This is a genomic window from Aureimonas frigidaquae (assembly GCF_001463905.1).
Lineage (GTDB): Bacteria > Pseudomonadota > Alphaproteobacteria > Rhizobiales > Rhizobiaceae > Aureimonas > Aureimonas frigidaquae.
This window is the reverse complement of sequence record NZ_BBWR01000008.1, coordinates 228587-254833: the sequence shown is the minus strand read 5'-3', so window position 1 is coordinate 254833 and position 26247 is coordinate 228587. Positions and strand designations below refer to the sequence as shown.

At 66.2% G+C, this 26247-nt stretch carries 26 protein-coding genes; 11 read left to right on the top strand and 15 right to left on the bottom strand.

Translation table 11 applies throughout. The features are described from left to right. Window positions 1–11: 11 nt before the first annotated feature. The 4 genes from AUL30_RS09430 to AUL30_RS09415 all read right to left on the bottom strand — a co-directional run bounded on the left by AUL30_RS09430 (window position 12) and on the right by AUL30_RS09415 (window position 4606). A complete protein-coding gene (locus AUL30_RS09430; protein WP_062227604.1) occupies window positions 12–1061 on the bottom strand; it encodes a thiamine pyrophosphate-dependent dehydrogenase E1 component subunit alpha in 1050 nt (349 codons plus the stop codon). 15 nt (window positions 1062–1076) lie between these two features. Next, on the bottom strand, window positions 1077–2072 hold the full coding sequence (locus tag AUL30_RS09425; RefSeq protein WP_062227603.1) for an ABC transporter permease: 996 nt from the start codon (window positions 2070–2072) through the stop codon (window positions 1077–1079). Then, on the bottom strand, window positions 2069–3577 hold the full coding sequence (locus AUL30_RS09420; RefSeq protein WP_062227746.1) for a sugar ABC transporter ATP-binding protein: 1509 nt from the start codon (window positions 3575–3577) through the stop codon (window positions 2069–2071). Before AUL30_RS09420 ends, AUL30_RS09425 begins: the two co-directional genes overlap by 4 nt. Before the next feature lie 75 nt (window positions 3578–3652). Beyond that, complete coding sequence (locus AUL30_RS09415) at window positions 3653–4606, bottom strand: sugar ABC transporter substrate-binding protein (protein WP_062227602.1); 954 nt, start codon at window positions 4604–4606, stop codon at window positions 3653–3655. Between the two features lie 148 nt (window positions 4607–4754). Here AUL30_RS09415 and AUL30_RS09410 point away from each other — a divergent pair, with 148 nt between their 5' ends. Beyond that, window positions 4755–5747, top strand: coding sequence for a sugar-binding transcriptional regulator (locus tag AUL30_RS09410; protein ID WP_062227601.1), 993 nt, complete (start codon window positions 4755–4757; stop codon window positions 5745–5747). A 21-nt stretch (window positions 5748–5768) separates the two neighbouring features. Here the strand turns inward: AUL30_RS09410 and AUL30_RS09405 are convergent, their stop codons facing one another. From AUL30_RS09405 to AUL30_RS09360, 10 genes are all read right to left on the bottom strand, one after another. Next, entirely contained in the window at window positions 5769–7496 is a 1728-nt protein-coding gene (locus AUL30_RS09405) for a nitrilase-related carbon-nitrogen hydrolase (protein ID WP_062227600.1), read from the bottom strand. A 19-nt stretch (window positions 7497–7515) separates the two neighbouring features. Beyond that, window positions 7516–8514, bottom strand: a complete 999-nt coding sequence (locus AUL30_RS09400) for an acetamidase/formamidase family protein (RefSeq protein WP_062227599.1) — start codon at window positions 8512–8514, stop codon at window positions 7516–7518. Window positions 8515–8550: 36 nt separating this feature from the next. Further along, window positions 8551–9267 (bottom strand): ABC transporter ATP-binding protein, encoded by a 717-nt coding sequence (locus AUL30_RS09395; protein ID WP_062227598.1) that lies wholly within the window; start codon window positions 9265–9267, stop codon window positions 8551–8553. Then, window positions 9260–9976, bottom strand: coding sequence for an ABC transporter ATP-binding protein (locus tag AUL30_RS09390; RefSeq protein ID WP_062227597.1), 717 nt, complete (start codon window positions 9974–9976; stop codon window positions 9260–9262). Before AUL30_RS09390 ends, AUL30_RS09395 begins: the two co-directional genes overlap by 8 nt. Beyond that, window positions 9976–11055, bottom strand: a complete 1080-nt coding sequence (locus tag AUL30_RS09385; RefSeq protein ID WP_062227596.1) for a branched-chain amino acid ABC transporter permease — start codon at window positions 11053–11055, stop codon at window positions 9976–9978. Before AUL30_RS09385 ends, AUL30_RS09390 begins: the two co-directional genes overlap by 1 nt. A gap of 1 nt (window position 11056) precedes the next feature. Continuing rightward, window positions 11057–11932, bottom strand: a complete 876-nt coding sequence (locus tag AUL30_RS09380) for an ABC transporter permease subunit (RefSeq protein ID WP_062227595.1) — start codon at window positions 11930–11932, stop codon at window positions 11057–11059. A gap of 86 nt (window positions 11933–12018) precedes the next feature. Next, entirely contained in the window at window positions 12019–13206 is a 1188-nt protein-coding gene (locus tag AUL30_RS09375) for an urea ABC transporter substrate-binding protein (protein WP_062227745.1), read from the bottom strand. 83 nt (window positions 13207–13289) lie between these two features. After that, on the bottom strand, window positions 13290–13916 hold the full coding sequence (locus AUL30_RS09370) for an ANTAR domain-containing response regulator (RefSeq protein WP_062227594.1): 627 nt from the start codon (window positions 13914–13916) through the stop codon (window positions 13290–13292). Then, a complete protein-coding gene (locus AUL30_RS09365; protein WP_062227593.1) occupies window positions 13913–15067 on the bottom strand; it encodes a transporter substrate-binding domain-containing protein in 1155 nt (384 codons plus the stop codon). Before AUL30_RS09365 ends, AUL30_RS09370 begins: the two co-directional genes overlap by 4 nt. Window positions 15068–15249: 182 nt before the next feature. Beyond that, window positions 15250–15477, bottom strand: a complete 228-nt coding sequence (locus AUL30_RS09360) for a hypothetical protein (protein WP_062227592.1) — start codon at window positions 15475–15477, stop codon at window positions 15250–15252. Between the two features lie 161 nt (window positions 15478–15638). Between AUL30_RS09360 and AUL30_RS09355 the strand changes: the two genes are divergently transcribed. The 6 genes from AUL30_RS09355 (at window position 15639) to AUL30_RS09330 (ending at window position 20590) form a co-directional block, all read left to right on the top strand. After that, a complete protein-coding gene (locus AUL30_RS09355) occupies window positions 15639–16415 on the top strand; it encodes an N-acyl amino acid synthase FeeM domain-containing protein (RefSeq protein WP_202814489.1) in 777 nt (258 codons plus the stop codon). Window position 16416: 1 nt separating this feature from the next. Next, window positions 16417–16971: a methyltransferase family protein gene (locus AUL30_RS09350; RefSeq protein WP_062227591.1), complete on the top strand. Its 555-nt coding sequence runs from the start codon at window positions 16417–16419 to the stop codon at window positions 16969–16971. A gap of 44 nt (window positions 16972–17015) precedes the next feature. Beyond that, on the top strand, window positions 17016–19259 hold the full coding sequence (locus AUL30_RS09345) for a putative bifunctional diguanylate cyclase/phosphodiesterase (protein ID WP_062227590.1): 2244 nt from the start codon (window positions 17016–17018) through the stop codon (window positions 19257–19259). Window positions 19260–19342: 83 nt separating this feature from the next. After that, on the top strand, window positions 19343–20131 hold the full coding sequence (locus AUL30_RS09340; RefSeq protein ID WP_062227589.1) for a transporter substrate-binding domain-containing protein: 789 nt from the start codon (window positions 19343–19345) through the stop codon (window positions 20129–20131). Between the two features lie 71 nt (window positions 20132–20202). After that, window positions 20203–20391: a hypothetical protein gene (locus AUL30_RS09335; RefSeq protein WP_062227588.1), complete on the top strand. Its 189-nt coding sequence runs from the start codon at window positions 20203–20205 to the stop codon at window positions 20389–20391. 10 nt (window positions 20392–20401) lie between these two features. Beyond that, window positions 20402–20590 (top strand): hypothetical protein, encoded by a 189-nt coding sequence (locus AUL30_RS09330; RefSeq protein WP_062227587.1) that lies wholly within the window; start codon window positions 20402–20404, stop codon window positions 20588–20590. A gap of 10 nt (window positions 20591–20600) precedes the next feature. Here AUL30_RS09330 and AUL30_RS09325 read toward each other — a convergent pair whose 3' ends face one another. Beyond that, complete coding sequence (locus AUL30_RS09325) at window positions 20601–21527, bottom strand: LysR substrate-binding domain-containing protein (protein WP_062227586.1); 927 nt, start codon at window positions 21525–21527, stop codon at window positions 20601–20603. A gap of 77 nt (window positions 21528–21604) precedes the next feature. Here AUL30_RS09325 and mbhE point away from each other — a divergent pair, with 77 nt between their 5' ends. From mbhE to AUL30_RS09305, 4 genes are read left to right on the top strand one after another with little or no spacing between them, the layout of a single operon-like run. Then, window positions 21605–23950: a hydrogen gas-evolving membrane-bound hydrogenase subunit E gene (gene mbhE, locus AUL30_RS09320; protein ID WP_244490772.1), complete on the top strand. Its 2346-nt coding sequence runs from the start codon at window positions 21605–21607 to the stop codon at window positions 23948–23950. Further along, window positions 23947–24354: an MnhB domain-containing protein gene (locus tag AUL30_RS09315; protein WP_062227585.1), complete on the top strand. Its 408-nt coding sequence runs from the start codon at window positions 23947–23949 to the stop codon at window positions 24352–24354. Before mbhE ends, AUL30_RS09315 begins: the two co-directional genes overlap by 4 nt. Then, entirely contained in the window at window positions 24351–24731 is a 381-nt protein-coding gene (locus AUL30_RS09310) for an NADH-quinone oxidoreductase subunit K (protein WP_062227584.1), read from the top strand. The genes AUL30_RS09315 and AUL30_RS09310 overlap by 4 nt, the downstream gene beginning before the upstream one ends. Beyond that, complete coding sequence (locus AUL30_RS09305; RefSeq protein ID WP_244490771.1) at window positions 24728–26239, top strand: Na+/H+ antiporter subunit D; 1512 nt, start codon at window positions 24728–24730, stop codon at window positions 26237–26239. Before AUL30_RS09310 ends, AUL30_RS09305 begins: the two co-directional genes overlap by 4 nt. Window positions 26240–26247: the final 8 nt, after the last annotated feature.

Here is a 26247-nt window from a genome sequence, read left to right as displayed (position 1 = left end):
GCTCCAGCCTTTCAGTCAGACGCCAGGACGCGGTCGATGCGGGTCCGGACGGGTTCCGGCTCGGGTTCGTCCGGGGCGTAGACGTCCCTGAACATGGACGACAGAGGCGGCTCCGCCTGGCCAACGGTAAAGTCGATCGTGGCGTCCATTTCGCGGTCGATCTCGGCATCCAAGGCGTCGAGCTCACCCGCTTCGGCCAGCCCGCTGTCCAGGAGCGCGCGGCGGGCGTGAAGCACCGGGTCCTTCTGGCGGCCGGTCTCTTCCTCGGCGGCATCGCGATAGGGGGATTTGTCCTTCCGGGCATGGCCGTAGAAGCGATAGCAGTCGATCACTAGGAAGGCCGGCTGCCCGTTGCGCGCGCCGTTGACGAGCCGTTCGGCCGCATCGGCGACGGCTTCCACATCCAGCCCGTCCACGGTTTCGGCCGCCAGGCCGAAGGCCAGGGCGCGCTCGTGCAGGCTGGTATTGGCCGTCGCCTGGTCGATGCGCGTGCCCATGCCGTACTGGTTGTTGATGCAGACGAAGACGCAGGGCAGTCGCCAGAGCGCCGCCATGTTCATGCTTTCGTACAGGATGCCCTGCCCGGTCGCGCCATCGCCGAAGAAGGCGACGGAAACATTCGGCTTCTTGTGATGGCGAATGGCGAGCGCGGCCCCGACAACGGCCGGAATACCGCCGCCGACGATCGCATTGGCGCCCAGATGGCCAAGGCCCATGTCGGCAATATGCATGGAGCCGCCCTTGCCGTGGCAGTAGCCCGCCTCCTTGCCGCCGATCTCGGCCATCATGCGGGCCGGGTCGGCGCCCCGCGCCAGGAAGATGCCGTGCCCGCGATGGTGTGTGGTGAAGGTATCTCCGTCCCGCATGGCAAGGCAGGTGCCCGCCGCGGCGCTCTCCTCTCCTATGGACAGGTGCAGCATGGAGCCGGCGGACTGGCCGCGCACGAAGAGCTCGCCCACCCGCTCCTCGAAGGTGCGGATACGCCGCATGGTATGATAGAGCTGCCGAAGCCGGGAGTTCGGCCGGGCCGCCGCGGCGGTGCTGGCCTCGATGTTCATCATGCGTGGCTCCGTCGATTACAGAAGGTTGAGCTTGGTGCTGCGCGACACGATCGCCACGGCAACGAGGATGATGACGCCCTTCACGATGGACTGGATGTAGGTGTCCATGCCCATCAGGTTCAGGCCGTTGTTGATGACGCCGATGAAGAGCGCGCCGAAGAAGGTGCCGAGCACCGTCGCCGTGCCGGGCCGCAGCATGGTCATGCCGATGAAGACCGTCGCCAGCCCGTCCAGGAGGTAGCGCTCGCCCGCATTGGGCTGGCCCGAGCCGAGGCGCGCGGCGAGCAGCGTTCCGGCCACCACGGCAAAGAGCGAACAGACGACCAGCGCGGCCGCGCGGTAGCGCTTCACCTGCACGCCCGACAGTTCGGCGGCCTTCTGGTTGCCGCCCACCGCATAGACGTACCGCCCGAAGACCGTCCGTTCCATGACGAACCAGGCCAAGAGCACCGCGCCGAGCATGAAGAAGGCCAGCACCGGAATGCCGAGGACGCGCCCCTGGCCGAGCCAGAGGTAGGATGCCGGCAGGCCGCCATAGATGGCGCGCCCGCCCGTCATCAGGAAGTTGATGCCGAAGAGGATCGAGCCGCTGGCGAGCGTTGCGATGAGGGACGGAATGCCGATCACCGTCACGAAGAAGGCGTTGAGGCAGCCGACCACGAGCCCCGCGCCGATCCCGGCCAGGAGTGCCAACGGCAGCGGCACGCCCGCCACGAGAAGCAGCGGGACGAGGACGCCGGCCAGCCCCACGGTGAAGCCGACGGACAGGTCCATCTCCCGGGCGGCGAAGCCGAAGGTCAGCCCCGCGCCGACGATGGTGAGCATGGAGATCTGCTGTGCGATGTTCAGAAGGTTCTGCGAGGTCAGGAACCGGTCGACGCCCACGCTGAACAGAAGGAACATCAGGATCAGGACGACGAGCGTGCTGTAGCGCTGCACATGATCCTTGCGCACGAGGCCGAACAGCCTGTCATGCGAGGGCGCTGCCGTCGTGGAGGCCGAACCGCTCATGCTGCAACTCCTGAAATGGCGGTGATGAACTGGCTTTCGGAAAAGTCCCGCGCGGCGATCTGCGGCCCCGGCCGCTGCCGCACGAAGGGCACCACGCGGTGCGCCACGGATTCGATCTCCAGAAGGTCGGACGAGGCGATCAGAATACCGACGCCCTGGGCGGCGAGGCGCCGCATCTCGGCATAGATTTCCGACTTGGCGCCGATATCGACGCCTTCTGTCGGCTCGATGAAGATCATGACGCGGTAGCGGTCCGCCGCGCCATAAAGCCATTTGCCGATGGAGATTTTCTGCTTGTTGCCGCCCGAAAGCTCCCGCAGCGTCTGGCGCGAGGAATAGGCCTTGACGTTGAGAAGCGACATCACCCGGCGCGCTTCGAGCTCCTCGCGGCGCGGCGACAGGACGCCGGCCCCCAGCGTTCCGTGCTGCGGGTGGACCATGGCGAGGTTTTCCCGCAGCGTCCATTCGCCGATCAGCGCATATTCCATGCGATGGTCCGGCACGAGCGCCACGCCGGCCGCCTGCATGTGGCGCGGCGGGCCGGGCCGCACGGATTGGCCGGCCACGGACAGCGCCGCGCAGCGCACGCCGACGGGGTTGTGCAGCGAGCGCGCAAAGCCGAAATGCCCCGCGCCCGTCAGCCCGATCAGCCCGACGATCTCGCCGGCATGGAGCTTGAAGTCCGGAACATGCACATGGCCGGCATGCCAGTCCCGCACCTCCAGGACGACGTCCCCCTCGGCCGCTCGGTCGGGGCTTGCTGCACGCAGGCCGGCGCCACCGCTGCGCCGCAGCATCAGTTCGACGAGCTGCTCCTCCGACAGGGCATCGGCCGGCTCGGTACAGATATGGCGCCCGTCCCGCAACACGGTGATGCGGTCGGACAGGGCTTTGATCTCGGACAGGAAATGGCTGATCAGCACCACGCCGACGCCGCGCTCCGGCAGCATGCGGATGATCTGCCAGAGCTGCTCCTTCTCGCGCGCGGGCAATGTCGCGGTGGGCTCGTCCAGGATAACGAGGCTCGGGCTGCCGCGCAGCGCGCGCACGATCTCGATCACCTTCCGGTCTGCCATGGGCAGGTCCGCGACGGGCCGGGCAAGGTCGATCTCGACCCGGGGGAACCAGCGCCGCATCAATTCGTCCGCCTGCCGCATCAGCGCGCCCTTGCGGATGACGACGCCGGCCAGCCGGGGCTCGAAGCCGAGCATGATGTTTTCCGCGCCGTTCAGGCCCGAAACCAGGCTGCCTTCCTGGCTGACATGCGCGATGCCCTGCACGAGCGCGTCATGCGGGGATGCAAGCCGGACGGGCTTGCCGCCGATGGCGAGCTGGCCGGATGTTGGCTGCAGGCTGCCGCCGAGTATGTTGACGAGGGTGGACTTGCCGGCCCCGTTCTCGCCGATCAGGCCGTGCACCTCGTCGGTCCGGAACGTGGCGCCGACCCCGTCCAGAGCGCGCGTGCCCGGAAACTGCATGACGATGTCTGTCAGCCGTACATCCATCCCGCACATGCTCCCGAAATGGCCGTTGCGATAGGCAGGCTCCGCCCGGTCGTCCGGGCGGAGCCGCACGAGGTGTTACTTCAGGTATTCCTGGCAGTTCTGCTTGGTGATCAGCGGCGCATCCATGTAGACCGTCTTGGTGGGGATCACTTCGGCGGCAGGCTTGCCGTCGACGACGATCTCCTGGATCCAGTCGGCGATCTGCCCGCCCATCTTTTCGAAGGGCTGGGACACGGTGGCGATCATCTGGCTTTCCGGCTTGCAGACTTCGGCGATGGCCTGCGGGTGACCGTCGATGCCGATGACCTTCACATCGGTCAGGCCAGATGCGTTGAGCACGTTGACGACCGCCTGGGCCGGCTCGTCCCAGGGCGCCCAGACGGCGTTGATCTCGGTCCCGAAGCGGGCCGCGAAATCTTCCATCGTCCGGGACGTGTCTTCAAAGAAGGCGCGGTAGTTGATGTTGTGCTCGGCCAGCACCTTCACGTCCGGATATTCCTTCAGCACCGCCTGCATGACATCGCCGCGCTTGCGGGTGCCGTGATGCTCGGCCATCCGGTAGAAGATGAGATTGCCCTGTCCGCCCATCTGGTCGAGCAGATAGACCGAGACGTCGGAGGACATGGCCCAGTTGTTGGTCGTCACGTCCACGACGACACCGTCCACATAGCCGGAATCGGCCGCAAAGACGGGAATGTTGGCGGCCTTGGCCGCATCCAGCGCCGCGCGGCTGGCGCGCAGGTCCGCCATGGTCATGACGATGGCATCGACGCCGCGGCTTGCCGCATCCTGAATGTTGGCGGCCGTCGTCTCGCCCGATCCGCCGCTGTCCAGGTAGCTGACATTCCAGTCGGACTTGCCATTCTCGGCGATCCAGGCTTCGAAGCCCGCCTTGACGCGCTGGTCGGACTGCGCCGCCGCGTTCGAATGGACCATGGCGATTTCCAGCGCCTGTGCCGTACCGGCTGCGCCCACCATCAGGGCAGCGAACGAACATGCGCCGACGACACCGAAAATTCGGTTCTTCATCTCAAAACTCCTCCCGAGCCAGCTTTCTGGCATGCCCGACCGGTTGCTGGTCTGGGCGTCGTCCCATCGACGCTCCGAAACTGCGCCGATGCATTACACTTGTCAAGCGGCGTTACATTTGTCACGTTCGCTGCGGAGGAGAGGTTTCATGTCCAGCGTTGAAGGGCGATTGATCGAGGACGATGTCCTGATGGCGCGGGCCGCCTGGCTCTATTATGTCGGCGGGCTGAACCAGGAGGCGACGGCAAAGCGGCTCGGCACGACACGCGCCCGGGTGAACAAGCTCCTGTCGGATGCGCGCGAATCGGGGCTGGTATCGATCACGATCAACTCGACCAATGTCGGCCTGCTGCCGACCGAGGAAGCGCTGCGGGACCGCTACGGCCTGGATTTCTGCATCTGCACGCCGGCCCTGCGCCAGGATCCCGGCCATGCCGGCGATGACGCGTTCCTGGCGCCCTTCGCCTTTCGGGCGGTCGGCACGGCGGCGGCGACCCATCTGCGCCGGCACCTCCTCGACAATCCGCACGCCGTGGTCGGCACGGGCTGGGGCCGGACGCTGGAACAGATGACGTTGCAGATGGCCGGGACCGTCGCGCCGAAGGCGCGCTTCATCAGCCTGATGGGCTCACTCACCGCCAACTCGGCCTACAACCCGTTCGAGGTGGTCCATTCACTGGCCAAGTCGTCGGGCGCGGAGGGCTACGTTCTGCCGGCGCCCTTCATCGCCGATACGGCGGAGGCCCGGCAGATCCTGATATCGCAGCAGTCGGTGCAGATCGCCCTGCAGCTCGCGCGGCAGGCCAGCATGGCCTACATCTCCCTGGGCGAGCTGCACGAGGATTCGCTGCTGCGCCGCCAGGGCATGATCACCAGCGCCGAGTTGCGGGAGCTGCACGATCTCGGCGCCGTGGGGGATACGAACGGCCTGTTCTTCGACGCACATGGCGCGGCCGTCGACCACCCGCTGAACCGCCGCACCATCGGCATGGGGCTGGAAGATCTGCGCGCCTTTCCCACCGTCGCGCTCGTGGCGGGGCGCTCCAAGGTGCAGGCCGCACGCGGCTTTCTGGCCAGCGGCATCGCCCGCGGGCTGATCATCGACGGCGATACAGCGCTGGAACTGGCCGCCATGGCCTGAAACTGGGCATCAAACGCGGCCTTACGGCCGAACCAGTGCCTCGTAGAAATGCGGCTGGCGCATCAGGACGAGGTCCTTGCGGCGGACGACATGGGTCGGGTACGGCCCGCCGACATGGCGCGTATCGACCGCGCAGGAGACGAGCGGATCATTGGGCCCCGCGATCGCCTCCTGGCGCGGAAAGGCGAAGGTATCGGGACCGAAGACGCCGCTCAAACCGGGATAGCCTTCTTGCGCGTCGACGACGTTGGCGAAGGCGAAGTAGCAGTTGTTCTCTCCGCCCCGCACGCGATACTGGTGCCAGTGCATCGGATCCGGCCCGGTGGGAATGGGGTCCGGCTGGGTGATCTGCGTTCCCGCGTGGGCGGCATGGAACCGGCCCTTTACCGCCGCCGGGCAGGCCAGGATGTCGGCGCCCCGCAGGGCCAGAATGCGGCCGGCTTCGGGAATGCTGGCATCGAAGCCGACGAGAAGCCCGATCCGGCCGAAATCCGTATCGACGCAGACCCAGTCTTCCCCCGCACTGGCCCAGGCTTCGTCCTCACCTGTCAGGTGGATCTTGCGGTACAGGACGGGCGCCTGTCCGGGCCGCAGGCAGGCCGCGCTGTTGTGGAAGAGCGCGCCGCGCCGTTCGGCAAAGCCGAAGACGAGGCACAGCCCGTCCTTGTCCACCGCCGCCTGCAGCGCGGCGAAGGCCGGATCGCTGCAATCCACGGCATGGGCGGCTGGGTCCTTCAGGCCCGTCAGGCAGAGCTCCGGCAGGACCAGGAGGTCCGCGCCGGTGGCGCTGGCACGGCCGGCCAGCTCCAGCATGGAGGCAAGGTTGCCCGCGATGCGGTCCGTTGGCGCGAACTCTGCCACCGCAAGCCGTGCGGGGCGCCCGTCCGGCATCGGCTCGTGGCCATAGAGGCCGAAAAAGTCCCGCGGGTTCCAGGCGAAAGTGTTGGTCATCAGCTCGGCGTAGAGCTCGGGCCTGCGCCGCGCCATGATCGGCTCGCCCCACAGGGTCCGCGCGCGTGCGCGGGCCGGATCGATTTCGGCCAGCACATATCCGTCGCCCCGGTCGAGACAGGCGAGGATGTCGCCTTCGGGGCCGATGATGCAGCTTCCGCCGGAAAACTGGACGCCCCGCTCGAGCCCCCAGCGATTGCTCTCCACCAGGTAGCAGCCATTCTCGAAGGCGCGGTTGATCCAGTAGGGCGCGGGCGTGCGCTCGGCGAGCCAGTTGGAAATGTGGCAGATGACATCCGCGCCGCCCAGCGCCGCCAGCCGCGCCGTTTCCACGAAGTGGATATCCATGCAGATGAGCAGGCACAGCCGGCCCAGCGGCGTCTCGAACACCTGGTGGCCGAGATTGCCGCTGGCGGCCCATTTGGGCTCCGAAATGTAGGGATGCGTCTTGCGGTGCGTGCCGATCACCCCCTGCGGCCCGATCAGGACGGCGCTGTTATAGTAGAGGTTCGTCGCCGGATCGACCTCCGGCATGCCGACCAGCAGATAGACGCCGCGCTCGGCCGCCAGTTGTGAGAAGCGCTCCGTCGTCGGGCCGGGAACCGGCTCGACATGGGGCGCGACCTCCTGGCGGTCGTGCCAGCAATAGCCCGTCGTGCCCATTTCCGGCAGGACGATCAGGCTGGCGCCGTCATCGGCGGCATCCCGCGCCAGCGCCAGCAGCGCGGCAAGGTTGCGCTCCTTCATGGCCAGTTGCGGCTCGAACTGGACGGCGGCTGCCGTGAAGCTGGCGGGCATGGGATCGACCTCCGTCGTGTCAGCGCGGCGTGCCGGCGATGGTCTTCAGGACCGAGGCGCCCAGCGTGTATTTGGGGTCCACCATGTTGCCGAGGCGGATGCGCCCGCACTGGGTCAGCAGCATGTAGGCATCGACCTCGTCGAAGCCGAAATCGGCCGCCATCCAGCGGATAAGCTCGCGATAGGCGCCGCGGGCCGCGTCCTCCATGGGCCGGGCCGAGCCGATCGTCATGTAGAAGCGGTCATTCTCCAGCCGGGGCGAGCGGATCGTCCAGCCCTTGATCAGGTCGACCTGCACCGTCGTGACCGTCGGATGCTCGATGGCAACGCCGCACAGCTCGCCATCGCCCTGCGCCGCATGGCAATCTCCCAGGTAGAGATAGGCCCCTTCCGTATTGACCGGCAGGTAGACGACCGCACCCGGCGCCACGTCCGGAAGGTCCATGTTGCCACCGTAGTAATCCGGCACGAGCGATGAGATGGCCTCGATCTCCGGCGCGGTGCCGATGGTGCCGATGAAGGGCTCGTATGGCAGGGTGATCCGCTCGTTCCAGACGACGCCGCCCTCGGGCGTGACGTTCAGCTTGCGAACGGTCTCGGGCAGCGGCGCGGTCAGCATGGCGGTATCGGCCGTGGGGACCAGTCCGCCGAATTCGGGCATGATGACGGTGGTGCCGACCGGCTGGGGCCCGCGCGGAACGACGCTGTGGATGTAGACCGCCAGGCAATCGCCCTTCTGCGCGCCGTTCACATAGATCGGCCCGTTCTGCGGGTTGAGATAGGGAAAGTTCAGGATCTCGCTCGGGCGGTCCGTCTCGTGCCGGATCTTGCCTTCGAAGGCGTCATGCGTTTCGGCCACGATGACGGCGCCCGGATCGACGGTCAGGACGGGCTTGGGGAACGGGCTGTAGACGTAATGATAGGTGCCCTGCTCGGCCTCGGTGATCGTGTGGGTCTGTCCGGCCTTGCCGCGCGCAACGCCTTTCTTGGCCATGATGGAATCGTCGAACCAGCTCATTGGATCCTCCGTTTGGGTGGTTTCGTTGGAAAAGGGTCAGACCGCCAGGAAGCGCCGGACGGCGGCGCGGTCTTCCAGGACGTGCGGGGCGATCTCGTCGGTGATGCGGCCCTTGTCCATGACGTAGCAGCGCTGCGCCATGATGCGGATCATGTCGATATTCTGCTCGACGAAGACGATGGTGACGCCCGTCGTCGCGTTCAGCTCCACCATGATGCGGGCGATATCCTGGACGATGTTGGGCTGGATGCCTTCCGAGGGCTCGTCCAGCAGGATCATCGAGGGGGTGCCCATCAGCACCCGGCCAATGGCGAGCTGCTGCTGCTGCCCGCCCGACAGCGTGCCGGCGCGCTGCCCGCGGCGCTCCGCCAGGATGGGGAAGTAACCGAAGATCCGGTCCATGAGGTCCTTCGGCGCGGCGCGGCCGCTGATCGATTGCCCGACAAGCAGGTTTTCGAGCACGGTCATGCGCGGGAACACGTCACGCCCCTGCGGAACGTAGCCGATGCCCAGCCTTGCGCGCCGGTTCGCGCCCAGCCTGTCCACAGACTGGCCGCGATAGGCGATGGAGCCCTTGGCCGTCGCGATCAGGCCGATCAGGCTCTTCATCAGGGTGGACTTGCCGACCCCGTTGCGGCCGATCACGGCGACGATCTCGCCTTCCCGCACATCCATGTCCACGCTTTGCAGGACCGGCTTGCCGCCATAGCCGGACCACAGCCCGCGCGTCGTCAGTATGGAGCCGTCAGTCATGGCTCTCTCCCAGGTAGATGGCGGCGACCCGCTCGTCGGCGACGATCTCGTCGATCGTCCCCTGCGCGAAGATCTTGCCGAAGTGGAGCACGGTCACGCGCTGGGCGATCTGGCGCACGAAGGCCATGTCGTGTTCGACGGCCAGCACGGTGACACCCTCGCGGTTCAGCGCCTGGACCATCTCTCCGGTGGCGAAGGTCTCGTCGGGCGTCATGCCGGCCGTGGGCTCGTCCAGCAGCAGGAGCTTGGGCCGCAGCCCGACCGCCATGCCGATTTCAAGCCACTGCTTCTGGCCGTGGCTGAGATTGCCGGCAAGCTGCCGGTCAGCCTGCGAAAGGTTCAGGAACTCGAGGAGACGGTCCACCTCCTCGCCCAGATGCGCCGGGGCATGGTGATCCTGCAGGGCGATGACGAGGTTCTGGCGCACGCTCAGCGCTTTGAAGATCCCTGGAACCTGGAACTTCACGCTGATGCCGCGGCGGATGCGGGCGAAGGGCTTGGCACTCGTGATGTCGTGCCCGTCGAAGTGGATCGAGCCGCCGCTCGGAAGATGCTCGCCCAGGATCAGCCGGAAGAAGGTGCTCTTGCCGGCCCCGTTGGGGCCGATCAGGCAGTGCACCTCGCCCGCCGGCAGCTCGAAGTCGACCTTGTCGGTGACGTGCAGGCCACCGAACCACTTGTCGAGTGCGCGTGTTTGCAACATGGCCATTACACCTCCTCCCGCGCCTTGACCTTGCGGCGCAGCCGCCCGGAAAACAGGGTTGCCAGGCCAAAGATGAGGCCATTGGGTGCGGCCAGCACGGTGACCACCAGAAGTGCGCCCATGACCACGAGTGCATACTGGCTGCCATGCACGGTGAGCGCCTGGAAGCCGACGAGCACGGCCAAAGTGCCCAGAAGCGTGGTCGTCAGGTCGCTGCGGCCGCCGACGGCGACCCAGACGATCGGCAGCGAGGCCGCCGTCATGCCCATCGAGGCCGGGGTGATGTAGTTGCCCCAGGACGTGTAGAGCACGCCCGAGAGCCCGGCGAGCGAGGAGCCGATCACAAAGGCGACGAGCTGATACCGGCGGATGTCGTAGCCCAGCATTTCGGCCCTTTGCGGATTTTCGCGGATGGCCACGAGGACGTTGCCAAAGCGCGAATTCACCAGCATCCGCAGCGCCAGATAGACGATCACGAGCAGCGCCAGCGTGAGGTAATAGAGCGGCACGTCCGGGTAGAGGGCGATGTCGCCGCCGAACCAGGGCACGGTCAGAGACGGCATGCCGCCCATCCCGTTGAAGCCGTTCAGCCGCGCCGCGCCGATGCGCCATTCCGGGCCCGCCGTCTGGGCCATGAAACGCTCCAGCACCAGCGTGATCGACAGGGTGACGATGCCCAGGAAGACGCCGCTGATCCGGCCGAAGAACAGGAAGTAGCCCAGGATCGCCGCAAAGAGCGCCGACACGCAGACCGCCGCCAGGAGCGAGAAGAGCGTCAGGCCGTAAGCATCGCCCAGATTGATCGACAGGACGCCGTAGGCATAGGCCGCGACCCCGAAGAAAGCCGTCTGGCCGAAGGAGAGCGAACCGCCATAGCCCCAGATCAGGCTGAGCCCCAGCGCCATGAAGAGCCAGTTGAAGAAGTAGACGTTGTTGCCGACATCGTAGCCGTCCGCAAAGAGCGGATAGGCGCAGGCGGCCGCGACGACCAGGGCAAAGAGGCTCCAGAAGCCAGGCCCCTTCCCGAGCGTCTGCGGACCTTCGAGGAGGGCGATCCAACGGGGTTTGGAAGTGGAAGCGGTCACGTCAGGCCCTTTCCCGCAGGATCCAGCCGGAGATACCCCGCGGCAGGACCCGGATGACGATGATCACGGAGACGAGCAGCCCGATCTGGCCGGCCAGCTGCCCCTGCCAGGATGTCAGCGCCGCCTTCACGATGCCGAGGATCGCCGCTGCCGGCGCCGTGCCGAGGAAGATGTCCGCGCCGCCGACCACGACGGTCACGAAGGCCTCGACTACGAAGGCGCTGCCCATGGTCGGCACCAAGGTCATGGTCGGTGCGTAGAGGCCCCCGGCCAGTCCGGCCAGCGCCGCGCCGAGGCCGAAGGTCAGGCTGTAGACGACGCCCGTATTGACGCCGAGCGCCCGGCTCATATGCGGAACCTGGATCGTGGCGCGCGCCAGGAGCCCGAACCGTGTCTTGGTGAAGACGAGCCACAGGACGGCCAGAAGCGCCAGCGCCGAGCCCATCAGGACCAGCCGGTAGAGCGAATAGGAATAGGGCCCCACGGTGAAGCTGCCGAGCGGCGTGCCCGTCCCCGGCATGGTGGAGCCGAGCAGGATAAGCGTGCCTTGCGTTGCCATCATCGAGATGCCCCAGGTGGCGACGATCGTGTCGAGCGGACGGTCATAAAGGTGGCGGATGATGAGACGCTCCAGCACCATGCCGACGAGCCCGGCCACCACGGCGCCGGCCAGGATGGCCAGCGGCAGGGGCAGGCCCATGCGGGCGGCGCTGGCGGAAACATAGGCCCCGCACAGGATGAACTCCCCATGCGCGAGATTGATGACGCCCATCATGCCGAAGATGATCGCAAGACCGCAGGCGGAAAGGACCAGGAAGGCGAAGGCATCGCCCGCCTGATAAAGGAAGCTGAAGGCGGCGTAGAGGACGTCCGTCACGAAGCGTCTCCCGGATGGAAGGGAAAAAGGTGCCGGGGCTCCGGCGCCGCCCAGGGGCGGCGCCGGGTCCGGAATGGATGCCGGGATCAGTTGGCGGCGGGCGGAGGATTGCTCGGCGTGTACTGGGCGCTCGGATCGGACTTGGTCAGATCGCAGCCGGCTTCACCGAGCCAGTAGGGCTTGATGTTCTCCCACGAGGTCGGGAAGCTGATCGAGTGATCCTCGTTGACCTTGGCCAGGTAGATATTGTGCGACATGTGCTGGCTCTTGGGGTCGAGGCACACATTGCCGGACGGTCCGTCGAAGCAGACATCCCCCTTCGCGATCACCTTGCGCAGCTCTTCCCGGTCGGTGGAGCCGCCGGCCCGCTCGACCATGATCTTGTAGAGATTGAGCGCGATGTAGGAGTTCGCCGCTTCCTGGTTGATGTAGGGCTCGTCCGGGAACTTGGCCTTGAACTTTTCCACGAAGGCCTTGCTGGCCGGGGTGTCGACCTCTTCGATGTAGTTGGTCGTCACGTACATGTTGGCGAGCGAGGGCGGCGTGAAGCGCTTGTGCTCGTAGCCCTGGCCCACATTGACCGACGAGGCCATGGGCAGGTTCAGGTTGGCGGCGGCGGCCTGCTCGTAATAGGAGGCCTGCGCCGTGCCGACCAGGAGCGTCACGACGACGTCGGGCCGGGCGTTCTGGATGTTCTGGATGGTCTGCGAGAACTGCGACACGCCGAGCGGGATGAACTCCTCGCCCACCATCTCTCCACCGTTCTCGGCCACGATCTTGCGCACCCATTCGGCCGAGATCTGGCCGAAATTGTAGTCCGCCGCGATCGTGTAGATCTTCGGGCCGTATTCCTTGATCATCCAGGGTATGAGCGTGGAAAACTGCTGCTCGGGAACCGCGCCGGTGACGATCATGTTGGCGTCGCAGACGCCGCCCTCATACTGGTTGTTGTAGAAGGCCAGCCCGTCGAACTGGTTCACGATGGGGCGGTACGCCTCCCGCGAGGCAGAGGAGAAGCCGGCGAAGACGACATCTGCCTTGTCGCGCTGGAGCACGCGGCGCATGAACTCCTGGTAGCGGGTATTGTCCGACTGCGTGTCGTACTCGATCAGCTCGATCGGACGCCCGGCAATGCCGCCGGCAGCGTTGATCTCGTCCGCGGCCAGCTCGATGGCGTGGACCTTGCCGATGGTGGCGGCGGCGAAGTCGCCGGACTGATCCTCCAGAACGCCCACCTTGATGGGCTCCTGAGCGAAAGTCGGGGCGGCAAGCATCGTGCCGAGCGCCACTAGGGCGCCGGTTGCGCATGTCCTCATTGAAACACCTCTTTGGGTCAGACTGTCGTTTCCGCGCCGGCCTAAAGGCCTGTCGCTTTCGCTTCGCGGTCGGCTTGCGTCGTGCAGCGTTGGACGACGATTTCGCAGTATGTCTCGATCGGCACCCGAGCCTGCATGGCCAGGCGCCGAAGCTTCTGGAAGGCAGCATCGTCGTCGAGCCCGTCCATCCGCATGACGAGCGTGACGGCCTTGATGACGTGGCGCCGCTTGCGGCGGCGCATGTCCAGCTCTTCCACCGTTGCCTCCAGGCTGAGCCGGCGCTCATGCTGGCAGGCCGCAAGATACAAGGCGGAAAAGACGGAACCGGAATGGATAGGCTTGGGCAGGAAGGCTGCCGTGCCAAGGTCCACCAGCAGGCGCAGGCGGCTCGGCGCTTCGACGCCGATGAGGCCGATCACCGGCATGGGCGGAGCGGCATTGTCCGGTCCGAGCCGCAACTGCCGCAGGTCGGGCAGATCACCATCCACGAAGACGATGTCACCCTGCGGAACCATGGGTTGCAGACCGCCCTCGGCCAGCGAAAGCCGCGCGACATGCATGCCGAACTTCGGCAGCATCGTGCCGAGCGCCGCCATGGCGCGCTCGTCGGCGGTCGCCACATGGGCGCATTTGCCGCTGAAATTCTGGATCGGACGCACCTGGCTCATGATACGACCCTCAGGCGCGGACGACCGCGCGGCAGCGCAAGCCGGCTCGTCGTTTCGACAAGGTAGGGATCCGGCTTCATCGGCTCGGCGGCCTCGAAAAGGATGTCGAACTGGCCGTCCGCCCGGGACAGGCCGATCCGGGGGGTCAGATGCGCATGGAGCGTCGCCGGATCGAGCCAGACGGCGCCCTGTGGCGCATCCAGTCGTTTGCGCGGCGCCGCGTCCCGTACGGCGGCGATGTCGTCGGTGCCGGCCGCGGCAATCGCCTCGGCCAGGAGCCATGTCGCCAGATAGGCGGCTTCGGCCTCGGCCGAGACGGCAGGACCGGATGGATAGGCCGCGTCATAGGCCGCCACGAAGGCCGCGTTGCGCGGCGTCCTGATCGACGCGAAGTAGACGCTCGCGCTGACATGCCCGTCCCGCGCGGTGGGATCGATCGCCAGGAGTTCGGGTTCCGACAGGTTGCAGCTTGCGATCGGGAAACGCTGCGCCTGGTCGATCCCGCGCGCCCGGCACGCCGCCCGGAAGCTCTCGAAGAAGGCATAGGCCGAGCGGCCGATCAGCGTGTTGAAGACGACATCGGGCTGATGCTGCAGGATCGCGTCGATCACGTGATCGAGGTCCGTATCGCCGACGGGAAGGTAGTGCTCCGCCAGGACCGTGCCGCCGCGCTCCGACATGGCTTCGCGCATCACGCGGTTGCTTTCCCAGGCCCAGATATAGTTGGAGCCGACGCAGAAGACGCGGGTGGCATGGCGGGCGACCAGATGGTCGATCAGCGGCATCATGTGATGGTTGGGGGCCGCACCCGTGTAGATCACGTTAGAGGCGCTCTCGAAGCCCTCGTAATGCGTCGGGTACCACAGGAGCGCGTCGCGCTTCTCGACGATGGGGATGATGTCCTTGCGGCTCGACGAAGTGTAGCAGCCCACGACATGCCGGGCGCCCTGGTCCAGCATCGCGCCGATGGCCGGCGCATAGGCGGAAAGTTCGCTGCCGGGATCGGCTTCGATGGGGGCCAAGGCAAAGGCGAAGCGCGGATCGCGGTTGATTTCGTCACAGGCCAGGAGGGCGCCGTTGCGCATGGTCCGCGCGACAGCCCCGTAGGACCCCGTTGACGAGAAAAGTATACCGACCGGGTAGGTGCGCATGACCTGCCAAACCAAAAATACCCCCGCGCCGAAAGGCCGGGAGGGCTCCGATGCCCAGACAACAAGGATTGATCAGCTGGCGATATAATAGGCAACGCTGCCCATCGCTTAATTATTATGCTTGCGCAGCTTGGCGCAGATGTCAAGCGCTGATCACGTCGCCTTCGGCGCAAATAGACACGTCATCCCCGCAGCGCCGCGAAGGCCGCATCCAGAATTTTCTGCGCATCGTCGGGTTCGGTGAAGCCGCCATCCACAAGTCCGTTGCGCCACCCGTGCCAGTAGGCGCGCGAAACCTCGGACAGAATGCAGGGTTGGCCACTTAACCCGTCGAGGTAGCCACAAAGAACATCGCCCTCATCCAAAGAGCGAAACTCCGCAACTGAGGTGACGGGTTGAAATAGCTGCATGGGCAATCGTCCCCTTCTCAAATGGGATAGCGGTCCGTGCCGGGGGTTTCACCCACCCCCTGGCGACCTCACAATAAACCCGCGGCCGCATCATCCGCACCCGGCGCCCCGACGCGCCCGGGCTCGGAACGGTCGCCTGTTCAACCAAACGAGGTCCCTTCATGAACCATACACTTGCACAAATTTCGACCGAAACGGATTTGCACCCGGCGCCCGCCGATCCGTCCTCCTCCAAGACACCGCCGAGCCGGCGCGTCCGTTCCACCACGCGGCCCGACAGCTACGTGGCGCGGCTTGCGGTCAGCGATGCCGTGCGGGACGACGCCTTCGACGTTCGCTACCGCTCCTATGTAGCCGGCGGCCATATCCAGCCCAACGCGGCAGAGCGCTTCCGCGACAAGTATGACGACATGCCCAATGCCAGCACGATCGTCATCTACGATGGCGCACGGGCCATCGCCTCGGTGCGAACCTGCACGCTCGCCCGCGGCACCGACCTGACCTCGCCCGCGCGCGATGCCTTCCGGGACGAGGTCGATGCGCTTCTGGCAAAGGATCCTTCCGGTCCCTTCTCCGGCCGCGGCATCGAGGTGACGCGGCTGGTGCGCAGCCCGGAAGCCGAGAACAACCAGGGGCTGGTCTTCCTTCTGTACCGCATGGCCGGTTACGTGGCGCTCTGCGCGCACAGCCAGGTGCACCTGGCCTGCGTGCGCAGCAACCACGCACCCTTCTATCGCAGGCTCGGCTACGAGCCGGCATCGGCGCTCAAGCCCTATCCGGGCCTTAGCTGCCCGATGATGCTGATGGCCAGTGACCGCGCACGCTACGACAAGGTGCGTCAGGCCGTCCCGGCCATGGATCCCCTGGCCGGCTCGACCACCAACCTCGACGGCTTCTTCAAGGGCGAGGCGATGATTCTGTCGCTGAAGGGAGCGTGACATGGATACCATCCTCATCATCATCCTTGCCGCCGTGCCGCTCGCATCCTTCAGCTGGGGGCTGCAGAAGCACTTCCGCTCGGAAGGCGGGATGCCCCCCGGCATGCGCGCGCTGACCATTGCCAGCACTCTTGCGGCACTGCTTTTCCTGACCCTGGTCCTGCAGCGAACGGTCGGCGCGGTGGACCTGGCGGTCTTCGCGCTTCTGGCGGGGGCTGCGAGCGCACTGTTCTGGTGGGCGGTGGCGACCACCCGCCGCAAACCGCCGCAACTGGCCCATTCCCGGTCGGACCCCGATTCCCTGCACGAGGAAGGGCCCTATGCCTTTGTGCGCCATCCCTTCTATCTGTCATACTGCCTGTTCTGGCTCGGCTCGGCCGTTGCGGCGGGTGGCTTGCAATGGCTTGTCGCAGCCGTCCTGATCCTGTGGTATTTCGCCATTGCAAAGGCAGAGGAAGCGCGGTTTCTGAATACGTCGATGGCGGCGTCCTATGCCCGGTACCGACATCGCACGGGAATGATCGTTCCAAGAGTACACAGGATGCTGCGGCGGTGACGGGTTGGAGTTCTCTGCAAACACGAAGACGGGAGGGCGCAGCCATGCTGCGCCGCCTCATACGCCTCAAACCGCCGACCTCCCGCCAGGACAATGAAACTCTCCGCGACCAGGCGATCCTGCTCTTCTATCTGTCCTTTCTGTTCGCGGCGACGGGCAGCGGAAACGTCCTCTTCATCGTCCTGAATTTCCGCCCCATGGAGCGGCCGATCCTGCCGCTGATGGGCGCCGCCATTCTGGCGATCTACGGCTTCATCCTGCATGCGGCGCTGCGCTGGCGCCGCAGCAGCCGGAGTTACGACTATCTGCGGCGCGCCTGCTGGCTCTACGCCATGCTCGGCATTGCCTGGGGCGCGCTCATCAATGCCCTCAGCTATTACGGAACGCTCGACCGGCACGCCCTCATCATCGGCCTTGCGCTCGGGGTCATTTCCACACCGATCATCTGCGTACCGGCGATCGTCGCCTTCAGCTTCTTCCTGCCCGTTGCGGTCCTGTCGGTGCTGGCCATCACAGTTCTCGGCATGGTGGATTCCATCACGGGCGTCGCCTTCGCCTCCTATACGCTCTACGCGGTCGTCGGCATCATCTGCACCAATGCCGCTTTCGACGGGCGCTCCAGGGCGCAGGCGGCGCTGCGCCGCGAGGTGGCGACCGTCAACATCTTCCTGCGAGAGTACCAGCAGGGTTCTTCGGACTGGCTGTGGGAAACCGATGCTCTCGGCCGCATGCGCGTCGTCCCGGCGCATCTGAAGAGCATCGTGCGGCAAAGCGGCACCCGGCCGGTGGATCAGCGGCTCGACACGATCTTCCGGGCCCGCCTGGACGTGGCCGCCCATCCGGAGCTCCAGCGTCAACTGCAGGAAGGGCGCGCCTTCCGCGACCTCACGGCGACGGCGCGCAGCGACGGGCGGCAACGGTGGTTCTCGCTCACCGGACATCCGGTCTATGGCGATGACGGAAACATCGTCGGGTTTCGCGGCATCGGGCGCGACATTACCGAGCGATACGAGGCCGATCTGAAGCTCGCCTATCTGGCGCGGCACGACGGTCTGACGGGCCTTCTCAACCGGAAGGCTTTCGTGGCAGAGATCGAGGCCGCCTGCGCCCAGGCCCGCAAATTCGTCCTTGTGACGATCGATCTCGATGACTTCAAGACCATGAACGACACCTATGGCCACCACCTGGGCGACGAACTCCTGGTGACGGTCGCCGCCCGGATCGGGGAGGTCCTGCGCACGGGGGACGCAGCCGGGCGCCTGGGCGGCGACGAATTCGCCATTCTGTTGATGGATCTGGACCTCGATGCCGGCTACGGCGTCGCGCAGAAGCTAGCCGAGCGGGTCGCCGAGCGCATGGCGCTGAATGGCCGCAACCTCAAGACCAGCGCCACCTTCGGCGTTGCGGCCCCGGAATCCGATACGCCGGACGCTTCGCGGCTGTTCTTCATGGCTGATCTGGCGCTCTACAAGGCGAAGGAGGACGGCAAGGCCAAGGCGCGCCGCTTCACGCGCGAACTGGAGGACGAGTACCACGCCCGGCTCCTGCAGGAAGCGGACCTGGCCGAGGCGATCGAAAACGGCGACATCACCGTCGTCTACCAGCCCATCGCCGACCTCTTCACCGGCCAGGTCCTGTGCCTGGAAGCCTTGGCGCGCTGGACCCATCCGGAGCGCGGCGCCGTGTCGCCGGCCAGCTTCGTGCCGGTGGCGGAGGCGAGCGGCCTGATCGACCCATTGGGGGAGCTGATCCTGCGGACCGCATGTGCGCGCGCCACCCAATGGCCCGACCGGCTGCAGGTCAACATCAACCTGTCGCCGCAGCAGCTTGCCAGCGGGCGCTTTCCCACTGTCCTGGCCGACATCCTGGAGGAAACGGGCCTTGCTCCCGCCCGCGTCGGCATCGAAATCACCGAGAACATCTTCGTCGATTTCTCACGCTCGGCGCTCGAGCAGCTCGCCGCCATCAAGGCCCTGGGCGTCCGCCTGGTGCTGGACGATTTCGGCACGGGCTATTCCTCGTTGAGCTACCTGCGGACCATCAGCGTCGACGGGTTGAAGATCGATGCCAGCTTCCTGCGCCAGCTTCCGGACCGGAAGGTGGAGGCGATCATTCGGACCGTGACCCGGCTGACGGCTGATCTGAACGTCCATCTTGTCGCCGAGGGCGTGGAGAATGCCATGCAACTGCAATGGCTTCGCCAGAACGGCATCCATTTCGGACAAGGGTTCCTGCTGGGCCGCCCGCGGGAAGACCCGCCGCTCGACCAGATCGACATTCTGCCCTGACATCCGCCCCGCGGGCTTTACGGCGCATCGTCTCACCCTCCAAACTGCCGGTTGTGGAATCAACCGATTCAGAGAGGATCTTCATGTCACGGCTTCATGCTTGCCTATGTTCGACGGCTTGCGCCATCCTTCTGGCTGCCGCAGGGCAGGCGCAGGCCGACACGGGCGCCTCGCGCCTGGATGAGGTTCTGGAGCGCAAGGTCCTGAACATCTGCACGACAGGCGATTACCGGCCCTTTTCCTATCGGCCGGACGGCGCGAACGACTTCGTGGGGATCGACATCGATCTCGGCCGCGACCTTGCACAATCCCTCGGCGTCGAAGCCGTCTTCATCCAGACGCGGTGGTCCGATCTCATGGCGGACTTCAAGGCCAAATGCGATATCGCCATGAGCGGCATTTCCGTCACCCTGCCGCGCCAGCGCGAGGCCTTCTTCTCGGACATGTATCTGGTCAACGGAAAGGCGCCGATCGTGCGCTGCGAGGATGTCGGACAATATCAGACGATCGAGGCAATCAACCGCCCGCAGACGCGGGTCGTCGTCAATCCGGGCGGCACCAACGAAACCTTCGCCCGCGCGCGGCTCGGCGATGCGCAGATCGCCCTGTTTGCGGACAATCGCGTGATCTGGCAGGAAATCGCCGAGGGCCGCGCCGATGTGATGGTGGCCGAATCCGTGGAGGTGATGCTGCAGGAAAAGCTCCATCCGGGCCTGTGCGCGGTCAATCCCGACCAGCCGCTCCAATATGGCGAGATGGGCTTCCTGCTGCCCCGGGGCGATGGCGTCTTCAAGGCCTATGTCGACCAGTGGCTGCACCTGACCAAGGCCTCCGGCGCTTTCGAGGCGATCTTCAACGCCAATATGCGGTGAGCCTGCAGGCTGCCCTTTTCGGAGCGAAAGCCGGCCTTGCGCGTTGCACCTGTCCAACGGAGACTTGCGACATGGCTGCACCCAAGAACCTCGCCCAGTTCCGCATCGAGCCGAACGACAACGGCGAGACCGCGCAACTGCATATTGAGGATGACGGCGGAAACACCCTCGAGCTGACCGCCACGCGCGACCAGCTCGACCTTCTGGCCGATACGCTGGACGAGATGCTGTCCGAAACCGAGGAAGCGGACGAGCTGTAAGGAGACGGCCATGAACACGACGAAGTTCACGGACGGATCGAACGACCGTCCCAAGAACGCCCCGATCGGCCAGACCGGCGAAGGCCTGCCGGACGATAGCAGCACCCCGGTCCAGGTGGACGAGAGCGAGGTGGAACGCGTGCGCCGCAAGCTCGTCGGCGATGGCGGCGAGGACGAGGCCGAAGGCCACCCGTCCTGACGCGTCGGCGCTATGACGCAACCGCCGGTCGGGCGACACCCCACGGCGCCAGGCACGATGCGATGCTCGCGGCCACGGCCGCATAGGTTTCCTGGCGGGGCGCGGTGCTCCGCCAGACCATGGTGATATCACGCACCGGCGCGCCCGATGCCAGCGGACGGGCCAGGACGAGCTTCTCCCGCAGGACGTCCGAGCGCACATAAAGGGCCGGCAGGAGCGTGATGCCCAGCCCCGCCGACACCATCAGACGCAGCATGTCGAGCGTCGTGCCGGAATAGTCGCCGGCGATCACCGCCCCGACCGAGCGCGCCAGCGCGGCGATGGGACGGTTCAGCCCGTGCCCCTGCTCCAGGGTCAGGATGGTTTCCCCGCGAAGATCGCCTGGCACGATACGGTCCCGGCTGGCCAGGCGGTGATCCGCCGGCACGACCACATGCAGCGGCTCATGCAGGAGAGAATAGGTGACGACCTCTCCGTCCGCCGGCGCTTCGGGCAGAAGCAGCACATCGTGCGAACCGTCGAAGAGGTTGCCGGCAAGCCGGTCTGCCGGGGCTTCCCGGACTGCAAAGCGCATGTGCGGAAAAGCCGTCCGAAGCTCCGGCATGGCCAGCGACAGGACATAGGCCCCGACCGTCGGCTCGACACCGAAGGTCAGCGTCGCCCGCGCCGTGTCCTGGCCCTCGTCGCGGGCGATATCCTGAATATCCGCGAGCTCGGCCAGGACCCGGCGCGCCCGTTCGGCAATGCGCGCGCCCGTCGGTGTCATCAGGACGCGGGTGCGGCTGCGCTCCACCAGGAGCGTGCCGAGCCGTTGCTCCAGTTCCTTCACCTGCATGCTGAGGGTCGGCTGCGTCACCCTGCACAAACGGGCCGCATGGCTGAAGCTAAGCGTATCGGACAGGGCGACAAGGTAGCGTAGCTGCTGGAGTGTGAGCATCCCATGGTCTTATAGAGCGCATCTATAAGACACAACGGCACTTTCGATTTGCCTTTATGCTGCCCGCATGGATGCTGGTGTTCGATCTGACGGAACAAGGCATCGCGGTGGGATTCGCCCTCTACATCCTGTTGGCCATCCCCCTCGCTGCGGCCCTCGTCGCGCGGCCGGTCATGATGCGCTTTCCGCGGGCCGGGGGCATGGCGCTCGGACTTGTGCCGGCCGGGCTCATGATCGCTTTTGCGGCGCTGGGCGCGAGCGGGCCGCAGGCGGCCTCCATCGAATGGGTGCCTTCGCTCGGCGTGTCCCTGTCGCTGCGGCTTGACGGCTTCTCCCTGCTTTTCGCTCTGCTCATCACGGGCATCGGTGCGCTCGTCGTCTTCTATGCGGCCGCCTATTTCGCGCAGGCGCCGCGACGGACGGCCGGCAACTTCATCACGCTCATCTTCGCCTTCATGGCGGCGATGCTGGGCACGGTCCTTTCGGACAATCTGATCCTCGCTTATGTCTTCTGGGAAGCGACGAGCCTGATCTCCTACCTGTTGATCGGGTTCTCGTCAGAGGATGCGAAGGCGCGCAAGGCCGCGCTCCAATCGCTCATCGTCACGGCGGGCGGCGGCCTCGCCCTCTTTGCGGGGATTCTGCTGATCGGGCGGGTGCTCGGCACCTATGATCTGTCGCAGATTGCAACCCTTGGGCCCGAGCTGGCGGCATCCCCCCTGGCGCCGGCAATCCTCTGCCTGTTCCTGATCGGCGCGTTCACCAAGTCGGCGCAGTTCCCGTTCCACTTCTGGCTGCCCAATGCCATGGCAGCCCCCACACCGGCCTCCGCCTATCTTCATTCGGCAACGATGGTGAAGCTCGGCGTCTATCTTCTGGCGCGGCTGGACATTCCCTTTTCTGCCATGCCGGCCTTCGGACCGATCCTCATCATCGTCGGCGCGGTGACGCTTCTCGTCGCAGTGTTGCGCGCGCTGACGCAAGGGGGCTTCAAGGCCATACTGGCGCATTCGACGGTCGGCTCGCTCGGGCTCCTCGTCCTTCTCATCGGGCTCGACGGGCCGGTGGCAAGCCTTGCCGTGGTGCTCTTCATCCTGGCCCATGCGCTCTACAAGGCCGCGCTCTTCTTCTGTGCGGGCACGGCCATCCACGCCACCCATGCCGCCGATATCGCCGCCATGCGTGGGCTGGCCCGGCCCCTGCCCTGGACTGCCGCGGCCTGCGCCCTCGCCGCCGCGTCCATGTGCGGCCTGCCCCTGCTGATCACCTTCCTGGCCAAGGAAACCATCTTCGAGGCGCTCCTGGACGGCGGCGCGCACGCGCTGCTGGTTGCGGCCGTAGTCCTCGGCAATGCGGGTTTCGTGATGATCGGGCTGACGGCGGCAGTGCGCCCCTTCCTGGCGGGCTATGGCCAGCCAAGCCACACGCACCACAGGGAAACATTCGGCCTCGTCTTCGGGCCGATGGTCCTTTCGGTGGCGGGCCTCGTCCTCGGCGTTGCGCCGGGCCTTGCCGCGCCGCTGGTCGCATCGGCCACGAGTGCCCTCATCGGCGTCGAATTTTCCTTCGCGCCCGTGCTCTGGCACGGCGTCACGCCCGTCCTTGGCCTCAGCCTCCTGGTTCTGGGCCTGGGCATCGCGCTTTTCGTCGCCTGGCCGCGTGCGGTCATGATCCTCGGCCGCCGGCGCAGCGTGGACCGCCTGCTCGGCGATGCCGGTTACAACGCCCTCTTCGACGGCACGCTGGCGCTGGCGCGCTGCGCGACACGCATGCTGCAGAATGGCGATCAGCGCCGCGCCACCGGCATCGTCATCCTGGCCGTCATCGCCATCGCGGCCGGGACCCTCCTCTTCTCGGGCACCGCGCCACGCCTCGATACGTCCATGGGAGAGCTGCGGATTCTCCCCACTGCCATTCTGGCGCTGATGCTGGCGGGCGGGCTGGCGGCCGTTCTGACGCGCTCGCTGATCGTCTCCATCGTGGCCATGGGGATGATCGGCTTCGGATCGGCCATCCTCTTCCTCGTCAATGGCGCGCCGGACTTGGCGCTCACGCAATTCTCGGTCGAGGTGCTTGTTGTGCTGATCCTGACAGCGCTTCTCCTGCGCGCGCCGATCCGCGTCTGCGCAACGCGCAGCAGTGGCGAACGGCGCTTCGACGCCGTCCTGGCCGGCGGGTTCGCGCTCCTGGTCTTCCTGGCGCTGGCGGCCCTGCCTTTAAGCCCGCTCGATCTGTCCCTCTCGCAATTCTACGGCAAGGTCAGCTACGAGGCCGCCTTTGGCCGCAACGTCGTCAACGTCATCCTGGTCGATTTCCGCGCACTCGACACGATGGGAGAGATCGCCGTCATCGGCTTTGCGGCCATCGGCGTGTGGGGCATGCTGCGGCGGCGCACGGCCAGCCGAAAGGGGCCTGCCCGATGAACTCGCTCGTGCTCTCGGCCCTGTCGCGCATTCTCTTCGGCATGCTGATGGCGGCTTCGCTCTTCATTCTGTATCGCGGCCATAACTTCCCCGGCGGCGGCTTTGTAGGCGGACTCATGGCGGCTTCGGCCTTCTCAATACTGGCCCTGTCCGATGGGCCGTCGGCCGCGCGGGCCGCGCTGCGCCTGCACCCCATCTCCATCCTCGGCTGCGGCCTGGCGCTTGCGGTGGCGAGCGGCGTGCCGGGCCTTCTCACGCAAGGCTCTTACCTGACGCATTGGTGGCTCCATCTCGGGAGCTTCCACACCGGCACGGCGCTAATTTTCGATATCGGGGTCTATCTCGTCGTCGTCGGGGGCGTCGTCGCCATGGTCCTGCGCTTCTACGAGGATGATGCGGCATGAACCTCGTCTATGCGCTGGTGATCGCTGGCCTGTCCGGTTGCGGCGTCTATCTTCTCCTGTCGCGCCATGTGGTGCGCATCATCATCGGTGTTGCCATCCTGTCGGCGGCGGTCAATCTCGTCATCCTCTATAGCGGGCGGATCGTCAGCGGCGTTCCGCCCGTCATCGCTGCCAATGGCGCCACGCTGGGGGCCGAGGCGGCCAATCCGTTGCCGCAGGCGCTGATCCTGACCGCCATCGTCATCGGCTTCGCCCTGACCGCCTTCGCAGCGGCGCTGGCCCTCCAGATCCTGCGCTCCACCGGCACGCTCGACATGCGCGATCTGCATGATGCCGAACGTCTCGGCAGCCCTTTCGACGTTAAGGACCGGTCGTGATCTCCGGCTTCGTCTTCGGCAACGCCATCCTGTGGCCGGTGCTCATTCCCCTGGCGGCCGCAGCGGCGACGGCCATCCTGTGGAACCGGCCGGCCCTGCAGCGGATCGTTTCGCGGTCCGCCGCCGCCGGCCTGTGCGCTGCCGGGCTTCTGCTCTTGTGGCAGGTGCTGGACCGGGGCGTCGTGGCGGTGCAGTTCGGCGCCTGGGCCGCGCCCTTCGGCATCAGCTTCGTGGCCGACCGGCTGGCGGCCGCCATGGTGGCGATCACCGGCATCATGGCGCTTTCGACCATGATCTTCGGCATGGCGGATATCCGTCGGCGGGAGGAGCGCGCCGGGTTCCATCCGCTGCTTCAGGGCATGCTGGCCGGGGTAAATGGCGCCTTCCTGACGGGCGATATCTTCAATCTCTATGTCTGGTTCGAGATCATGCTGATCACGGCCATGGGGCTCATCGCTATCGGCCGCACGCGTGCGCAGCTCGACGGCGTGCTGCGCTACGCCGTCCTGAACCTCTTTTCCACGCTCCTGTTCCTGATGGCCGTCGGCATGCTCTACGGCGTGGCGGGCTCGCTCAACATGGCGGACCTTGCCCTGCGCCTGCGCGGCGAAACGCCATCCTTCACCTTGGCCGTCAGCGGCATTCTTCTCTTCTGCGGCTTCGGCATCAAGGCGGGCTACTTCCCGCTCTTCTTCTGGCTGCCGGCCTCCTACCACACGGCGTCGATCACGGTGGCCGCCATCTTTGCCGGCCTTCTGACGAAGGTCGGCGTCTATGCCTGTTTCCGCGTCTTTACGCTGATCCTGCCCATGGAGGTTTCGGGGCTCGGTCCGGCCATGGCGGTGGTGGCGGCCGGCACGATGATCTTCGGTGTCTTCGGTGCAGCCGTGCAATGGGACGTGCGGCGGATCCTGTCCTTCCACATCGTCAGCCAGATCGGCTACATGCTGCTCGGCCTTGCGCTGGCGACGCCGGCGGCCCTTGCGGGCGGCATCTTCTACATCGTCCACCACATCATCGTGAAGGCGAACCTCTTCCTGGTGGCCGGCGCCATGCACCGCGCATCGGGCAGCTTCGATCTGCGCCGCAGCGGCGGGCTCATGCGCAGCCATCCTGCCCTCGCCGCCCTGTTCCTCGTTCCCGCTTTGTCGCTCGGTGGCATACCGCCTTTGTCCGGCTTCTGGGCGAAGTTCCTCGTCCTCGACGCAAGCCTGCGCGCGCAGGCCTATGCATTGGCCGGGGCGGCGCTCGCCACAGGGCTTTTGACGCTCTATTCGATGAGCAAGATCTGGTCGGAAGGGTTCTGGAAGCCCGCGCCAGCCTTCCGCCGCAGGGTGCGCACGGTGCCGGCGCCCTTCTACGCCGCCATCGCGCTCCTGGCCGCTCTGACGGTGTGCATGGGTCTTTTCGCAGAGCCCTTCGTCACCTTCGCGCACGCGGCGGCCCGGGACCTTGCCGACCCGACGCCCTATATCGAGGCGGTCCTTCGCATGAGGCTCGGCCGATGAACCGCACG

Excerpts from the sequence above, each read along its gene's own strand:
- AUL30_RS09430 (WP_062227604.1), bottom strand. The coding sequence starts at position 1,061 with ATGATGAACATCGAGGCCAGCACCGCCGCGGCGGCCCGGCCGAACTCC.
- AUL30_RS09425 (WP_062227603.1), bottom strand. The coding sequence starts at position 2,072 with ATGAGCGGTTCGGCCTCCACGACGGCAGCGCCCTCGCATGACAGGCTG.
- AUL30_RS09420 (WP_062227746.1), bottom strand. The coding sequence starts at position 3,577 with ATGGATGTACGGCTGACAGACATCGTCATGCAGTTTCCGGGCACGCGC.
- AUL30_RS09415 (WP_062227602.1), bottom strand. The coding sequence starts at position 4,606 with ATGAAGAACCGAATTTTCGGTGTCGTCGGCGCATGTTCGTTCGCTGCC.
- AUL30_RS09410 (WP_062227601.1), top strand. The coding sequence starts at position 4,755 with ATGTCCAGCGTTGAAGGGCGATTGATCGAGGACGATGTCCTGATGGCG.
- AUL30_RS09405 (WP_062227600.1), bottom strand. The coding sequence starts at position 7,496 with ATGCCCGCCAGCTTCACGGCAGCCGCCGTCCAGTTCGAGCCGCAACTG.
- AUL30_RS09400 (WP_062227599.1), bottom strand. The coding sequence starts at position 8,514 with ATGAGCTGGTTCGACGATTCCATCATGGCCAAGAAAGGCGTTGCGCGC.
- AUL30_RS09395 (WP_062227598.1), bottom strand. The coding sequence starts at position 9,267 with ATGACTGACGGCTCCATACTGACGACGCGCGGGCTGTGGTCCGGCTAT.
- AUL30_RS09390 (WP_062227597.1), bottom strand. The coding sequence starts at position 9,976 with ATGGCCATGTTGCAAACACGCGCACTCGACAAGTGGTTCGGTGGCCTG.
- AUL30_RS09375 (WP_062227745.1), bottom strand. The coding sequence starts at position 13,206 with ATGCTTGCCGCCCCGACTTTCGCTCAGGAGCCCATCAAGGTGGGCGTT.
- AUL30_RS09370 (WP_062227594.1), bottom strand. The coding sequence starts at position 13,916 with ATGAGCCAGGTGCGTCCGATCCAGAATTTCAGCGGCAAATGCGCCCAT.
- AUL30_RS09365 (WP_062227593.1), bottom strand. The coding sequence starts at position 15,067 with ATGCGCACCTACCCGGTCGGTATACTTTTCTCGTCAACGGGGTCCTAC.
- AUL30_RS09360 (WP_062227592.1), bottom strand. The coding sequence starts at position 15,477 with ATGCAGCTATTTCAACCCGTCACCTCAGTTGCGGAGTTTCGCTCTTTG.
- AUL30_RS09355 (WP_202814489.1), top strand. The coding sequence starts at position 15,639 with ATGAACCATACACTTGCACAAATTTCGACCGAAACGGATTTGCACCCG.
- AUL30_RS09350 (WP_062227591.1), top strand. The coding sequence starts at position 16,417 with ATGGATACCATCCTCATCATCATCCTTGCCGCCGTGCCGCTCGCATCC.
- AUL30_RS09345 (WP_062227590.1), top strand. The coding sequence starts at position 17,016 with ATGCTGCGCCGCCTCATACGCCTCAAACCGCCGACCTCCCGCCAGGAC.
- AUL30_RS09340 (WP_062227589.1), top strand. The coding sequence starts at position 19,343 with ATGTCACGGCTTCATGCTTGCCTATGTTCGACGGCTTGCGCCATCCTT.
- AUL30_RS09335 (WP_062227588.1), top strand. The coding sequence starts at position 20,203 with ATGGCTGCACCCAAGAACCTCGCCCAGTTCCGCATCGAGCCGAACGAC.
- AUL30_RS09330 (WP_062227587.1), top strand. The coding sequence starts at position 20,402 with ATGAACACGACGAAGTTCACGGACGGATCGAACGACCGTCCCAAGAAC.
- AUL30_RS09325 (WP_062227586.1), bottom strand. The coding sequence starts at position 21,527 with ATGCTCACACTCCAGCAGCTACGCTACCTTGTCGCCCTGTCCGATACG.
- AUL30_RS09315 (WP_062227585.1), top strand. The coding sequence starts at position 23,947 with ATGAACTCGCTCGTGCTCTCGGCCCTGTCGCGCATTCTCTTCGGCATG.
- AUL30_RS09310 (WP_062227584.1), top strand. The coding sequence starts at position 24,351 with ATGAACCTCGTCTATGCGCTGGTGATCGCTGGCCTGTCCGGTTGCGGC.